11 protein-coding genes are annotated in these 13,845 nt (G+C 67.0%); 4 read left to right on the top strand and 7 right to left on the bottom strand.

Annotated features, from left to right (window positions below):
* The first annotated feature begins 50 nt into the window (after positions 1-50).
* Positions 51-1,307 (top strand): M20/M25/M40 family metallo-hydrolase, encoded by a 1,257-nt coding sequence (locus tag DIE21_RS00970; protein WP_124495161.1) that lies wholly within the window; start codon positions 51-53, stop codon positions 1,305-1,307.
* A gap of 116 nt (positions 1,308-1,423) precedes the next feature.
* Entirely contained in the window at positions 1,424-1,792 is a 369-nt protein-coding gene (locus DIE21_RS00965) for a YbjQ family protein (protein ID WP_124495159.1), read from the top strand.
* Between the two features lie 10 nt (positions 1,793-1,802).
* Here DIE21_RS00965 and DIE21_RS00960 read toward each other — a convergent pair whose 3' ends face one another.
* From DIE21_RS00960 to betC, 7 genes are all read right to left on the bottom strand, one after another.
* On the bottom strand, positions 1,803-2,513 hold the full coding sequence (locus tag DIE21_RS00960; protein WP_124495157.1) for a PepSY-associated TM helix domain-containing protein: 711 nt from the start codon (positions 2,511-2,513) through the stop codon (positions 1,803-1,805).
* Positions 2,510-3,193, bottom strand: a complete 684-nt coding sequence (locus DIE21_RS00955; RefSeq protein WP_124495155.1) for a Fe2+-dependent dioxygenase — start codon at positions 3,191-3,193, stop codon at positions 2,510-2,512. Before DIE21_RS00955 ends, DIE21_RS00960 begins: the two co-directional genes overlap by 4 nt.
* A gap of 44 nt (positions 3,194-3,237) precedes the next feature.
* Entirely contained in the window at positions 3,238-5,445 is a 2,208-nt protein-coding gene (locus DIE21_RS00950) for a TonB-dependent siderophore receptor (RefSeq protein ID WP_124495153.1), read from the bottom strand.
* A 578-nt stretch (positions 5,446-6,023) separates the two neighbouring features.
* On the bottom strand, positions 6,024-7,274 hold the full coding sequence (locus tag DIE21_RS00945) for an MFS transporter (protein ID WP_124495151.1): 1,251 nt from the start codon (positions 7,272-7,274) through the stop codon (positions 6,024-6,026).
* Positions 7,275-7,497: 223 nt separating this feature from the next.
* The gene (locus DIE21_RS00940; RefSeq protein ID WP_124495149.1) at positions 7,498-8,637 is read right to left on the bottom strand and encodes a porin; all 1,140 of its coding nucleotides are present in this window, start codon (positions 8,635-8,637) and stop codon (positions 7,498-7,500) included.
* A gap of 256 nt (positions 8,638-8,893) precedes the next feature.
* Positions 8,894-9,862 (bottom strand): choline ABC transporter substrate-binding protein, encoded by a 969-nt coding sequence (gene choX, locus DIE21_RS00935; protein ID WP_124495147.1) that lies wholly within the window; start codon positions 9,860-9,862, stop codon positions 8,894-8,896.
* A 45-nt stretch (positions 9,863-9,907) separates the two neighbouring features.
* Entirely contained in the window at positions 9,908-11,458 is a 1,551-nt protein-coding gene (gene betC / locus DIE21_RS00930; protein ID WP_124495145.1) for a choline-sulfatase, read from the bottom strand.
* A gap of 201 nt (positions 11,459-11,659) precedes the next feature.
* On the opposite strand from betC, the gene DIE21_RS00920 reads away from it, so the two are divergent.
* Both DIE21_RS00920 and purU read left to right on the top strand, forming a co-directional pair.
* A complete protein-coding gene (locus DIE21_RS00920; RefSeq protein ID WP_124495143.1) occupies positions 11,660-12,586 on the top strand; it encodes a choline sulfate utilization transcriptional regulator in 927 nt (308 codons plus the stop codon).
* Between the two features lie 227 nt (positions 12,587-12,813).
* A complete protein-coding gene (gene purU / locus DIE21_RS00915) occupies positions 12,814-13,698 on the top strand; it encodes a formyltetrahydrofolate deformylase (RefSeq protein WP_124495141.1) in 885 nt (294 codons plus the stop codon).
* Positions 13,699-13,845 lie beyond the last annotated feature (147 nt).

Genomic DNA, 13,845 nt, shown 5'->3' with positions numbered 1-13,845 from the left:
ATCTGCGGCACCCCCTCTTCCTCGACATCGCTACCCTCACGAGATCGAACATGCCTACCTTGACATTGACCCGCCTGAGCGCCGCACTCGGCGGCATGCTGCTGAGCGCCGCCGCGGCGCACGCGACGCCCGTATGGATCACGCTCGGCGACACCGCGCTCAAGCAGCTTCAACGCATCGACACAAGCGCAACCGCGCAATACAGCACCACAATCGACGCCGGCAAGGCGGCCGATGGCGCCGTGCGCCGCGAAACCGTGCATGTCGTCGAGATCGACGATTCCCGGCTCGGCGAACTCGCGCATGCGGTACACCATGCGCGCGGCCACGGGCCCGGCTACATCGTGCACGATTCGTTCGACGACGCGCGCCAGGCGTTGCAGCCGGTGCCTGCGGCAGTCGCGAAGCGGGCCGCCCTGACCGCGTACACAGTATCGAACGCGCCGCAGATCAACACCTGGCTCCAGCAACTTCAGGCCAGCAACATCGTCGGCACGATCACGTCGCTGTCCGGCTTCACGAACCGCTACTACACGACGTCGCACGGCGTCGCCGCGTCGGACTGGCTCGCGCTGCAGTGGAAGCAGCTCGCCGGCTCGCGCGCCGACATCGCCGTCGAGCAGTTCGCGCATACCGGTTTTCCGCAGAAATCGGTGATCCTGACGATCCGCGGCAGCGATCCGGCCGCCGGCACGATCGTGCTCGGCGGGCACCTCGATTCGACGGTCGGCCGCACGACGGAAAACACGCGCTCGCCCGGTGCCGACGACGACGCATCCGGCATCGCGAGCCTCACCGAAGCGCTGCGCGTGCTGCTCGCGAACGACTATCGGCCGAAGCGGACGATCAAGTTCGTCGGCTACGCAGCCGAGGAAGCCGGCCTGCTCGGCTCGAAGGCGATCGCGAAGCAGTTCCGCGCGCAGAACGCGAACGTGGTCGGCGTGCTGCAGCTCGACATGACGAACTACAAGGGCGATCCGAAAGACATCTACCTGATCACCGACTACACGAACGCCGCACAGAACACCTATCTGACGAACCTCGCGAAGACCTACCTGCCGGAACTCTCGATCGGCACGTCGCAGTGCGGGTATGCGTGCTCGGATCATGCGTCGTGGAATGCGCAGGGCTACCCGGCGTCGTTCCCGTTCGAGGCCGACCAGAACGACAGTCCTACCATCCATACCGTGAACGACACGCTGGAGAATTCGGATCGGCAGGCGAACCACGCGCTGAAGTTCGGCAAGCTGGCGCTCGCGTATGCGGTCGATCTCGGCGGCGACGCCAGCACGGCCGTCAAGCACTGACCGGGGCTCGGCCGGCCCGGCCGAGAACGGGCGCGCTAGTCAGGCGCCCGTTCGAACGCGTTTCCCGTTCCGGATAGAATCGTCGTTCGATCACTTCCGCACCACGGTGCACCGCCATGACCGATTTCTCCCGCTCAATCAGCGATCTCACGCCCGAGCGCGTCACGACCGCGTTCGACCTGGCCGGCCATACGACGGTCCGCTCGCTCGGCGTCGCACAGGGCATCATCGTGCGTTCGCGCTCTATCGTCGGCTCGTTCGGCGCGGCGCTGCAGACCATCTTCGGCGGCAACATCACGCTCTATACGTCGCTGTGCGAGAAGGCGCGCCAGCAGGCATTCGACAAGATGCTCGCCGATGCGCGCAAGCTCGGCGCGAATGCAATCGTCGCGATGCACTACGACTCGACCGAGATCGGCTCGGGCATCACGGAAGTCATCTGCTACGGCACGGCCGTACAGGTCACGCGCGACGCCGGCGCCTGACCATCAAGCGTTACACGCCGGCCGCGCACACGATCGCAACGATCGAGCCGATCACGAGCACCGCGCCGATCGTCTTGCGCTTGTTCAGTTCCGTCCACAACAGCACGCCCGTCAGCGACAGCAGGATCAGCGCGCCGGCGAGCGTATCGACGAGCAGCACCCAGCCGATGCTCAGCCCGACGCCCTTGTGCAGGTTCGTCAGCCATGCGAGCGTGCCGTTGCCGGTGCGCTTGAGCGTCATCGTGTCGCTGCCGACCCAGTAGTCGACGGCAACGCTTTCACGCGGCGACGCGAACACGAGCTGCCAGTGCTCGGGCTGCACGGTCTCGCGGTCGCCCCACGCGACCGGATGCTCGGGCTCCTGCTGCACGCGGCCCATGCGTTCCGGCAGATGCAGATCCGGTTGCGTACGCAACCATTGTGCAAGGTCACGCGGCGACGCGGGTTCGGGATCGGGCACATCGATCCGCAACGTCTCGACATGCGGCGCACCGGTCTGGATCCGCAGCGGCGGCGCACGATGATTCAGCAGGAACCCCGTCGCGCCGAACAGCAGGCCGAGCGCGGCGCCCCACAGGCCGACCCAGCCGTGCACCTTGCGCAGCCACTTGATGAACGTGCCGCGGCGCGATCGCGTGCCGCCGGAGCCGGCCGGACGCGCGCCAGGCGCGACACGCGATGCGGGTGCCGCGTCGATTTCGATGGGATCGGCAACGCTCACGTCTCGCTCCAGATTCTCAACAGATTGTGATAACAGCCGACCAGGCTGCGGCACGCCTGCGTATCGGCGCCGCTTGCGTTGAGCCGCTGGATCGCCGTGTCCATGTCGAACAGCAGCGCGCGCTGCGCATCGCTGCGCACGAGGCTCTGCACCCAGAAGAAGCTCGCGACCCGCACGCCGCGCGTGACCGGCGTGACCTGGTGCAGGCTCGTCGCCGGGTAGACGATCATGTCGCCGGCCGGCAGCTTGACCTGCTGCACGCCATAGGCGTCCTCGATCACGAGTTCGCCGCCGTCGTATTCGTCCGGTGCGGACAGGAACAGCGTGACCGACACGTCGGTGCGCAGCTTCACGCCGTTCGGCAGCACGCGCACCGCGCCGTCGACGTGACTGCCGAACGTCATCCCGCCTTCGTAGCGGTTGAACAGCGGCGGATAGACCTGGTTCGGCAGCGCCGCGCTGATGAACAGCGGATTGCGCTCGACCGCGGCCAGGATCACGTCGCCGAGTTCGCGCGCGACCGGCGAGTGCTCGGCGATCTGCTGGTTGCGCTTGACCGGCGCGCCCGTGTAGCCGGCCGTCGCGCGACCGTCGACCCACGCGTCGCCCGCCCGGTCGAGCCGGTCGCGCATCATGCCCACCTGCTCGGGCGTCAGCACGTTCGGTATGTGTACAAGCATCGTTCCACCTGTTTCATCGAATAACGGGACGGCATGCGTACTGCTCAGAACCGGTAGTCGAGCGTCGCGAGGAACGTGCGCCCGATGCCCGGCACGGCGCGACCGCCGTCCGACTGGATCAGCGCATCGTAATAGAACTTGTTGGTCAGGTTCAGCAGGTTCAGGCGCAGGTCCCACTGCTTCGCGTGATACGCGGCCGTCGCATCCCAGCGCGTGTAGCCGCCCACCTGAACGTAGTTCGTATTCGCCGCGTAGCGTCCCGACATGTAGGTCGGGCCGCCGCCGATCTCCCAGTGCGGCGTGAATGCATAGGTGGTCCACAGCGTGAACGTATTGCGCGGCGTATTCGCGAGCGTCTTGCCCTGCGTGCCGTCGAGCGCGCTCAGGATCACGCCGTTCATGTACGTGTAGCTGCCGAACACCTGCCACTTCGGCGTGATGTGGCCCGTCACGCTCGCCTGGAAGCCGCGCACGCGAATGTCGCCTTCGAGCAGGTATTCGCCCGTCGACGTCAGCGTGCGTGCATTGCTCTTCTCCTGCTGGAACAGCGCCGACGTGACCGACAGGTTGTCGTTCAGCAGATCCCACTTGCCGCCGACCTCGTACGACTTCGTGTGTTCGGGCGACAGGTTCTGCGTGTTGTTCGTGACCGTCAGCGTCTCGAGCGACGGGTTGAACGACGTGCCGTACGAGAAGTAGTACGACTGCGATTCGGTCGGCTGGTAGATCACGCCGGCCCGCACGCTCGTGAAATAGTTCGTCTGCGACGCGTAGCGGGGTGCGCTCACCGTGTTCGCGAGATGCGCCTGGAAGCGGTCCCAGCGCAGCCCGCCGACGAACTTCCAGTCGCGGCCGATCGACACCGTGTCGTTCATGTAGGCGGCGAGCGTCGTCGCGCCCGATTCGGCATGGTTGGCCGGCGTCTGCGTCGCGTTGGCCGCGGTCGACGACAGGTAGGCCGGATTGATCAGCGACAGGATCGGCAGGCCGCTGCGCGTGTACGCCTGGTTCGTGTAGCTGTCGTGCCCGAACTCGACGCCCGCGATCAGGTCATGCTTCACGAAGCCCGTGTCGAACTTGAAATGCGCCATCGTGTCGTTGTCGACCGAATGGTTTTCGATCACGCGATCGTGGCTCGCGAGCTTCACATACAGCGCGGACATCGGCAACGACGTGTAGTTGCCGTTCGCCAGCGCGGTGCTCGACGACCGCGGCCCGGTCAGCACCGCGTTCGCGGCCGTCTCGCGCGCGTCGGTCATCGAGTGCGAGAACGACGTGCGGTTGCTGATCGTCAGCGCGTCGTTGACGCGATGATCGATGCGCGCGGACACCGTCTGCACGTCCTGGATCGTGCGGTCGTCGGTGAGGCCGTAGAACGTGTTCTTCGGCACCGGCGCCGGATGGCCGTTGACCGCGAGCACGCCGTAGTCCGGCATGTCGTAGTTGTGCTGGATCAACGCGGACAGCGTGACCTCGGTCGGCGTGCCGATGCCGAAGCGCAGCTCCGGCGCGATCCCGTAGTCCTTGTTCTTCATCACGTCGCGCGTCGAGCCGAGCGACTGGCCGAACGCGTTGATGCGGAACGCCGACGTCGCGCCGAGCGGCCGGTTCAGGTCGACGCTCGTGCGGTAGTGATCGTCGGTGCCGATCGTCGTCGACACCTCGGCCGACGGCTTCAGGTTCGCCTTCTTCGACACCTGGTTGATCACGCCGCCCGTCGAACCGCGTCCGAACAGCATCGACGACGGACCGTACAGCACCTCGACCGAATCGAGGTCGAACGTGTCGCGGTAGTACTGGTTGCGATCGCGGAAACCGTCGAGATAGATGTCGTTCTGCGCGGTGAAACCGCGCAGGTTGATGTTGTTGCCGATCTGCCCGCCTTCCGCGCCGCCGATCGTGATGCCCGGCGCGTTGCGCAGCGCGTCCTGGAACGACGTGAGCCCCTGCGATTCCATCAGCGCCTTGTTGATCACCGTGACCGACTGCGGAATGTCGCGCAGCGCGGTGGGGGTTTTCGCGCCGACGTTCGAGCGCTCGGCCTGGAAGTCCTGCTGCACGGCCTGCCCCGTGACGCTGATCGTCGGCAGCGCGTCGCGCGCGGTCGCGGCGGCGGCCGGCGACGCAGCGCCCGGTTTCGCGGTGGCGGCGGGCGACGCTTCGGCGCTCGTGCTCTGAGCGAGTGCGGGCGAAGCAATAGGCAAGGCAAAGGCCAGCGCGAGCGCGCTCGCGAACGGGGTCCTGTTCGGCATGGAAATCCAGTCGGAATGAAACCGCCCCGCGTGGAACGCGCGGCGATGCGCGCACGAGGCACGGATGCGTTGGCTCGCTGGGCGACGACGATCAGGCCGACGACGACACTGGCTGGCTACGGTTGACGAGTGACCGGCGGCGCAGTCGCCGCAGCGGTCATGAAAATGAGAATCGGTATCATTCCAGATATTTCTTATTGTTTCAATTGATAACCGCTTCGTCATACGAAAGGGCTATGTTTCGAAAAATTACGGAAAGTTAATTGTAATTAGTAGAATAGATTCCGTAATTCTCATCGGTCATTTCATCCGATGAATAATCGCTCGAAGCCCGGCGCAGCAAGGCATTGATGGAATAGCCCCTTTTCGGTTTCCCGCCTCGTCGAATCCGGCCGGCGCTCACGGTTTCCGGCGCCATCGCTTCGACCCAATCGAAACGACGGCTGCCCGTCTGATTAATCAGACGATTATCCAGGTCGAATTCCGTTTGGCAATTGATTGAAAATAGAAAGCGTTTTGAAATAAATTGCCGTGAACAAGGCCGGCTTCAGGCGGATGCATCCGGCCGTGACATCGGCTCAATGATCGCGCTCCAGCGACGTCATGTTCCGCAAGGTCGGAAACAGGCGCATCCACGTGAGCGCAACGGCGATCGTCGCCGCGCCGCCGACCACGATCGCCGCCGGCGCGCCCCACCACGCAGCCGTCACGCCCGATTCGAATTCGCCGAGCTGGTTCGACGTGCCGATGAACAGCGAGTTGACCGCGCTCACGCGACCGAGCATGTCGTCCGGCGTGCGCAGTTGCACGAGCGACAGGCGCACGACGACGCTGACCACGTCAGACGCGCCCAACGCCGCCAGCGCGACGAGCGACAGCGCAAAATTCTTCGACAGCCCGAACACGATCGTCGCGATGCCGAATGCGATCACGCCGCCGAACATCGCGCGGCCCGGCCGCCCCTTGAGCGGAAAGCGCGTCAGCCACAGCGTGCCCGCGAGCGCACCGACCGCGGGTGCCGCGCGCAATGCGCCCAGCCCCCACGGTCCGACCTGCAGGATGTCGCGTGCGTAGATCGGCAGCAGCGCGGTTGCGCCGCCGAACAGCACCGCGAACAAGTCGAGCGACAGCGCGCCGAGGATCGCCGGTTCGCGCCGGATGAACGCGATGCCCGAGAACACCGAACGCAGCGTAACCGGCTCGCGCGCGGGCGGCGCACTGCGCAGCGGAATCGTGCTGCTCAGCACCGCCGCGATCGCGAATGCGACGACGCTCGTGCCGAACGCGACCGGCGCACCAACGCCGTACAGCAGCCCGCCGAACGCCGGCCCGAGAATCTGCGCGGCCTGGTTCGCGGACGTCGATAGCGCGGTCGCGCGCGGCAGGTCGCTGCGCGGCACGACGGCCGGCAGCAGCGACGACACCGACGGCGATTCGAACGCGCGCGTGGTGCCGACGATCGCCGCGAGCGCATACACGCCCGTTGCGGTGAGCCCGCCTTGCGCCGCGCCGAGCAGGAACACGCCGGCAGCCAGCGCCTCGACGCCCTGGCAGATGGTCGCGATGCGCCGGCGGTCGTAGCGGTCGGCCACCTGCCCGACGACGAGCGTGAGCGCGAACATCGGCACGAACTGCGCGAGCCCGACGAGACCGAGCGCGAACGCGCTGTGCGTGAGCGCATAGACGTACCAGCCGATCGCGACCGACAGGATCTGGAATGCCAGCGACGACATCACGCGCGTGCCCCAGAAGCGCTGGAACGGTGCGTGGCGGAACAGGTTGGCGGGTAACGGCGACGGCGGACGGGATTCGGGTAACGGGGTGGTCATCGGAGAGACGTCATCGGAAGGAAGCGGGCGATCGGCGAGGTGCGATGCGGCCAAACGGCGATGATATCGCCAACCGGCCCGCCCCTGCCGGACGCTCGCGCCGCGCCGGCGCCCCCGGCGCACACTGCGCGGCCCTGCCGCCGCGCAAAAAAAAAAGCGCGAACCGCGGTTCGCGCCAAAGAGAGACCTCGCTGAAGACGTCGAAAGATCTACCCCACCCCACTCAGAAAGAATGCCGCATCCCGATTCGCACATCGGCCTGCGTCTGCGTGGTCGACGGCGTGAAGCTGTAGCCGATCACCGCATCGACACCCTGCGACGCGCGCAGGTAGTCGCCGGAAATGTAGACGTCGGTGCGCTTCGACAGCAGGTAGTGCAGGCCGGCCGTGCCCTGGTTCCAGTGGTGGCCTTCGAAGCGCGTGTGCTGGTAGCCCGCGATGAAGCTCAGCGCCGGCGTGAACTGGTACAGGCCGCCGCCCTCATACACCTGCATGTGCGACGACTGGCCGAAGCCCTTGATCGTCGTGTACGAGTAGTTTGCATCGAGCGTCAGCTTGCCGATCGTGTAGCTCGCGCCGACGCCGAACGTGCCCTGGCTGTCGACGTCCATCGCGGTGTTCGCGAACAGGTCGGTGCGCGCGCCGGTCGCCGGATCGACGGTGACGGTCTGCTGGCCGAGGAACGTGTGCGTGCCGATCATCGCATACGGGTCGAACGCATAGATGCCGTTCGGGTTGTTCAGGCGCGTGTACGCGGCACCGATCGAGAAGTCGCCCTTCGTGAAGCTCGCGCCCGCGCTCCATGCGCTGTTGCGGTGGAAGTTGCCGGCGACGTTGCCGAACGAATACATCGCGCCGACCTTGAAGCCGTTCAGGTCGTTCGACAGGAACTTCACCGAGTTCGGCAGGCGGTCGCCGTTGAAGCGGTCGAAGTCGCCCTGGTGGATCGCATAGCCGCTGCCCCATGCCGAGATGTTGTAGATCGACACGAGCTCGTTGGTGATGTCCAGCTGGTTACCGAACGACAGCGTGCCCCAGTCGTTCTGCAGGCCGACATAAGCCTGGCGGCCGAACTCCGCCCCGCCGAAGCCGAGTTGCCCGTTGCCGAGGTGGAAGCCGCTCTCGAGCGTGAACACGGCCTTCAGGCCGCCGCCGAGATCTTCGGTGCCCTTCAGGCCGAAGCGGTTGCCGTACGCGATGCCGTCGTCGAACTTGACCACGTGCGAGCCGCCCGTGTTGTTCACGTACGTGATGCCCGCGTCGATGATCCCGTACAGCGTCACGCTGCTCTGCGCGTGGCCGATGGCGGGAATACAGGCCGCGCATGCAAGCGCGGCGGCTACGGCAACTTTCTTTTGCTTCATTGTCGACCACCCTCCCTGAACCGTTCGATGGAAAGAACCGTGGCCTGGCGCGCGCCGCAATACGCCGGCTGATTCGAATTCATTACGTCCGCTGGCTTCGGCATTTCGTTTTCCGCAATAACGAAGCCATTGGCGAAAAATACAAACCCATATTTCCTGCCACCCGTCTGAAGGCGACACCAAATGGTCTCGATGCGACTGGTCGGGAAAACACGGAGACGGGCGGCGCGGCAAAAACCGGCCGCCCGGAGGCAGGTCAGCGGCCGTCGAGCACCGCGCGCACGGCCGGCAGCGCGGGTGCGCCGGCCGCCGTGGTCACGCCGTCGAGCCAGCCTGCGACGAGCGCGGGCTCGGCCTTCAGCGCATGCTGCGCGGCGAGCGACGGCGTCGTCTTGTTGTCGAGCATGTCGGCGATCATCCGGTTCTCGACGTCGACGGAGAAGGTCATCTGCCGGAACAAGCGCGCCAGGTTCGCGCACTGGCCGGCAAAGCCCGGGCGCGTCACCGTATTGACCGTCGCACCGCCGTAGTTCGGGCCGAAGTACGCGTCGCCGCCCGACAGGTAGGTCAGGTGGAACTTGGTGTTCATCAGGTGCGGCTCCCAGGCCAGAAACACGATCCAGCGCTTGTCGCGCACCGCGCGCTCGACCTGCGTGAGCATCCCCGTCTCGCTCGATTCGACGAGCGACCAGTTCGCCTGGCCAAGCGCATGGTCGGACAGCATCCGCTTGATGTTCTGGTTCGCGGGCGCACCAGGCTCGATCCCGTAGATCTTGTCGCCGAAGCGGTCCGCGTAGCGCGCGAGATCGGCGAACGTGCGCACGCCCGCGGCCGCGACGTAGTCGGGCACGGCCAGCGTGAACTTCGCGCCGCTCAGGTTCGCGTGCAGCACGTCGATCGACTTCTCGTCGACGAACGGCTTCACGAGCGGCGCCTGCGCGGGCATCCAGTTGCCGAGGAACACGTCGACCTGCCCTTTCTTCAAGCCCTGGTACGTGATCGGCACCGACAGGTTCGCGACGTCCTGCCGGTAGCCGAGCGCCTTCAGCACGACACCGGCCATCGCGTTCGTCGCGTCGATGTCGGTCCAGCCGGGCGCCGCCATCTTCACGTCGCGGCACGTCTGCGGGTCGGCGGCGTGCGCGGGCGGCATCGCCGCCACGCACGCGGCCGTGGCGAGCGCCGTGCCGAGCCTCCGGATTGCTGCATGGGATTGCCGTTTCATGGTTTGCTTCCTCCGTCGTTCGTCAATGAGCGCGATGCGATACGTTCAGCGCCCGACGCGCGGAAAGCGCGCCATCGCTTCGAGCGTGTCGAGTTCGATGTGATTGCGCATGTAGCGCTGGCTCGCGTCGGTGAACGGCTGCCAGTCCCACGCCTGGATGCGGCCCTGCGTCGTCGCCACGTAATGGAAGCGGCGCCGCCGCTGGCTCGCGCGCACCTGCGCGTCGAGTGCCGGCAGGTTCCAGCGCCGCGCGGCCTCCGCGCGGAACGCGGCGAGCACGTCGGCGGCTTCGGGCAGGCCGGCCAGGTTCGTGCGCTCGCGCGGATCGTCGGCGAGGTGGTAGAGCTGATCGGGGTCGGCCGGGCAGTGCACGTACTTCCAGTCGCCGCGGCGGATCATCACGACCGGCGCGACCGCCCCTTCCGCGAGGTATTCACCCAGTGCGACGTCGTGCGCGGGCGCGCCTTGAAGATGCGGCACGAGGCTCGCGCCGTCAACCGGGTCCGGCCATCCGGCGTCGGGCCAGCCGCCGGCGGGCGCCGCACCGGCCAGGTCGACGAGCGTCGGCAGCAGGTCGACGTGCGACACGGGCCCGCGCACGCGCGCGGCGTCGAAGCGGCCCGGCGCGTGGACGATCAGCGGCACGCGGCAGCCGCCTTCGAAGAACGTCATCTTGTACCAGAGCCCGCGCTCGCCGAGCATGTCGCCGTGGTCGGACGTGACGATCACGATCGTGTCGTCGGCGAACCCGCATTGCTCGAGCGCGGCCAGCACGCTGCCGAACTGCGCGTCGACATAGGACGTCGCGCCGTAGTACGCGCGGCGCGCGGCGCGGATCTGCGCGTTGGTCGGCGGCGTGCGGTCGTTTTCGCAGACGAAGCGCAGCCGCCGCGAATGCGGATCGCTCTGCTCCGCGTCGAGCCGCACGGCCGGCATGTCGATCTCGTCGTCGCTGTACAGATCCCAGTATTCGCGCGTGATCGCATACGGATCGTGTGGATGCGTCAGCGACACGACCATGCAGAACGGCCGCGCGTCGTGCCCGGCCGCCCGCTCGCGCGCGACGTCGTACAGTTTCTGCCTGGCCGCGAACGTGACCTCGTCATCGAAGTCGAGCTGGTTCGTGCGCACGCACGGGCCGGCCTCGAGCACCGAACTCATGTTGTGATACCAGCTCGGCCGCTCGGTCGGATGATCCCAGTCCGGCACCCAGCCGAAGTCGGCCGGATAGATGTCGGTCGTCAGCCGCTCCTCGAAGCCGTGAAGCTGGTCGGGGCCGCAGAAATGCATCTTGCCGGACAGCATCGTGCGGTACCCGCCGGCCCGCAGGTAGTGCGCGAAGGTCAGCGTTTGCGCCGGCAATTCGGCGGCGTTATCGTAGGCGCCGATACCCGACGGCAGCTTGCCGGTCAGCAGCGAGAAACGCGACGGCGCACACAGCGGGCTCGCGCAATACGCGGCATCGAACACCACGCCTTGCGCGGCGAGGCGATCGAGCGTCGGCGTGCGCGCGACGCGGTTGCCGTATGCCGGCAACGCGAACGGCGTCAACTGGTCGGCCATCAGGATCAGGATGTTGGGAGTCGGGTTCGTCATCGCGGTCGTGGGGAAATCGGTGTTCGAACGAAACGGCGCGACGCTCGTGCAGCGAAGCAGCCGGCAAGACGGACGCGGCCTGCAGAAAGTACCGCGCGCACTGGCCGCGACTGGCTAGAATCCTGGAAGGCCTGGCGCGGCGCCGTGCCGTCCGAAGCACTATCCCCCGCCCGAATTCGCGCGGGAAGGCGTTCGGCCCTTATGAGGCCATTAGAGAGACTTATGTCGAAATCCGAACCGTTACCGTCGATGCAGGCGCTGCGCGCGTTCGAATCGGCCGCCCGTCTCCAGAGCTTCACGGCCGCCGCGCGCGAGCTCGGCTCGACGCAGCCGGCCGTGAGCCAGCAGGTGTTCCAGCTCGAGGCGGAACTCGGCGTGCCGCTGTTCGAGCGCAGCCCGCGCGGCGTCACGCTGACGAGCGACGGCCAGTGCCTGTACGAAGCCGTGCGGGTGAGCCTCGACACGCTGCGCGGCGCCACCGCGACGCTGCGCGCGCGCCGCGAGCACGGCGCGCTCACGATCGTCACGGATTTCGGTTTCGCGACCTACTGGCTGATGCCGCGCCTCGCGGGGCTGAAGCGCGTGATGCCGGACGTCGACGTACGGGTCGTCACGTCACAGGATTACGACGCGCAGCGCGACCACGCCGACATCGCGATCCTGTTCGGCGACGGCCACTGGCCGTCGTGCACGGCCGCGCGGCTCTTTCCGGAATCCGTCACGCCCGTGTGCTCGCCCGCGTTCCGCGCGGCGCACCCGCAAGTCACACGGCCCGAGCACCTGCATACGCTGCCGCTGCTGCACGTGCAGCCGACGCGCCCCGAGCGCTGGCTGTCGTGGGCCGGCTGGTTCGACGCGCACGGCCTCGACGCGCCGGCCGACGCGCGCGGCGTGACCTTCAACAGCTATGCGCTGGTGATCCATGCGGCGCTGCTCGACGAGGGCGTCGCGCTCGGCTGGTCGCCGCTCGTCGACGAGCTCGTCGCGTCCGGGCAGCTCGTGAAGCTCGTCGACGCGCCCGTCGTGACGTCGCGCGGCTACTTCCTCGTGCGGCCGCCGCAGCGGCCCGAGCCGGACGCGACCCACGTGTTCCGGCGCTGGCTGCTCGACGCGTGCGCGCCGGCCTGAACGGCCGTCCGACCGGTCAGCAGACCCCCGCCTGACGTCCGCCGGGCGGCTGCCAGCGCGCCGGCGCCCGCCCGGGCGGGGCTGGCGCGCCGATACCAGCCACACGGCGGGTTGGTTCTATCCGCGCCCGAATCGTCCTGATTTACTTGAGTCTCCCGCTACCCGCGTAGCCTGGCGCCCGGTGCGCCGCCGCGCGGGTTCGCGCCCCAAGACATCCGAGGAATCTCATGACCGCCGACTCACGCCCCGATCAATTCGTCCTGACGCTGTCGTGCCCGAGCGCGGCCGGCCAGGTCGCCGCCGTCGTCGGCTTTCTCGAGCGCCATCGCTGCTATGTCGATGCGCTGAACGTGTTCGACGACGATCTCAGCAACCACTTCTTCGTGCGCTGCGTGTTTCATCCGACGGATGAGACGCTGCAGATCGACGCGCTGCGCCAGGAGTTCGGGCCGATCGCGGCCGAGCTCGGCGGCCGCGACGGCGACACGCAATGGGCGATCCACGACGTGAACGCGCGCCCGAAGGTGCTGATCATGGTGTCGAAGCTCGAGCACTGCCTCGCGGACCTGCTGTTCCGCTGGCGGATGGGCGAGCTGAAGATGGACATCGTGGGCATCGTGTCGAACCATCCCGACTTCGAGCCGCTCGCCGCGCAGCACGGTCTGCCGTTCCGTCATTTCCCGATCACGGCCGACACCAAGGCGCAGCAGGAAGCGCAGTGGCTCGATTTCTTCGAGTCGAGCGGCGCCGAACTCGTGATTCTCGCGCGCTACATGCAGGTGCTGTCGCAGGAAACGAGCGCGAAGCTCGCGAACCGTGCGATCAACATCCATCACTCGTTCCTGCCCGGCTTCAAGGGCGCGAAGCCGTATCACCAGGCGCATGCGCGCGGCGTGAAGCTGATCGGCGCGACCGCGCACTTCGTGACCGACGATCTCGACGAAGGCCCGATCATCGAGCAGGTGGTCGAACGTGTCGATCACGCGCTGCGGCCCGAGCAGCTGCTCGCGGTCGGCCGCGACGTGGAATGCATCACGCTCGCGCGCGCGGTGAAGGGATTCATCGAGCGGCGGGTGTTCCTGAACGGCGATCGGACGGTGGTGTTTCCGTAAGCGCGTCGCGCGCTCTCCCCGCACGGGTTCGCCAAGCAGCAAAAAAAACCGACCGGCACTCGCCGGTCGGTTTTTTATCGCTTGCCGTTCGACGCTTCGCACGACGGCCCCGGGTGCGGTGTCCGGATTCGTCGCGCACGGCGCGTG

The organism is Burkholderia sp. Bp9140 (genome assembly GCF_003853425.1).
Taxonomy (GTDB): domain Bacteria; phylum Pseudomonadota; class Gammaproteobacteria; order Burkholderiales; family Burkholderiaceae; genus Burkholderia.
This window is presented reverse-complemented; position numbering and strand designations above follow the sequence as displayed.

Excerpts from the sequence above, each read along its gene's own strand:
- DIE21_RS00970 (WP_124495161.1), top strand. The coding sequence starts at position 51 with ATGCCTACCTTGACATTGACCCGCCTGAGCGCCGCACTCGGCGGCATG.
- DIE21_RS00965 (WP_124495159.1), top strand. The coding sequence starts at position 1,424 with ATGACCGATTTCTCCCGCTCAATCAGCGATCTCACGCCCGAGCGCGTC.
- DIE21_RS00955 (WP_124495155.1), bottom strand. The coding sequence starts at position 3,193 with ATGCTTGTACACATACCGAACGTGCTGACGCCCGAGCAGGTGGGCATG.
- DIE21_RS00950 (WP_124495153.1), bottom strand. The coding sequence starts at position 5,445 with ATGCCGAACAGGACCCCGTTCGCGAGCGCGCTCGCGCTGGCCTTTGCC.
- DIE21_RS00945 (WP_124495151.1), bottom strand. The coding sequence starts at position 7,274 with ATGACCACCCCGTTACCCGAATCCCGTCCGCCGTCGCCGTTACCCGCC.
- DIE21_RS00940 (WP_124495149.1), bottom strand. The coding sequence starts at position 8,637 with ATGAAGCAAAAGAAAGTTGCCGTAGCCGCCGCGCTTGCATGCGCGGCC.
- choX (WP_124495147.1), bottom strand. The coding sequence starts at position 9,862 with ATGAAACGGCAATCCCATGCAGCAATCCGGAGGCTCGGCACGGCGCTC.
- betC (WP_124495145.1), bottom strand. The coding sequence starts at position 11,458 with ATGACGAACCCGACTCCCAACATCCTGATCCTGATGGCCGACCAGTTG.
- DIE21_RS00920 (WP_124495143.1), top strand. The coding sequence starts at position 11,660 with ATGAGGCCATTAGAGAGACTTATGTCGAAATCCGAACCGTTACCGTCG.
- purU (WP_124495141.1), top strand. The coding sequence starts at position 12,814 with ATGACCGCCGACTCACGCCCCGATCAATTCGTCCTGACGCTGTCGTGC.